The sequence below is a fragment of the Hydrogenophaga sp. RWCD_12 genome (assembly GCF_046604225.1).
Taxonomy (GTDB): Bacteria; Pseudomonadota; Gammaproteobacteria; order Burkholderiales; family Burkholderiaceae_C; genus Hydrogenophaga.
Map to the genome: position 1 here is coordinate 1 of NZ_JBKIXC010000026.1, position 291 is coordinate 291.

A 291-nucleotide genomic window follows, 5' to 3' on the forward strand; every position below is an offset into this window, starting at 1 on the left:
CGTCTGCACCGAGCCGGCGTCGATGTTGCCGCTGCCCAGCGTCAGGTAGCCGTCGCCGCCGTGGCTGACGATGTGCACCGCGGTCACGCCCGTGCGGCTGCTCAGCGCCGCGGCCATCTGCTCCAGACCGTCCTGCTCCACGCTCAGCACCACCACTTCGCGGCCGTTCGCCGCGAAGGACTGCGGGTCGGACACGCGGGAGTCCACGAAAACGATTTCGGTGGACGAGGTTGGCGTCACCGGGCCCGCATCGCCATTCATCACCGTCACAACGGGCGGATCGACCGGTAC

General features: G+C 69.1%; 1 protein-coding gene. It reads right to left on the reverse strand.

The window, feature by feature from the left end:
- Nucleotides 1-261: DUF4347 domain-containing protein (locus tag ACLIJ1_RS23335; RefSeq protein WP_411367973.1), on the reverse strand; the 261-nt coding region annotated here is incomplete at its 3' end.
- Nucleotides 262-291: the final 30 nt, after the last annotated feature.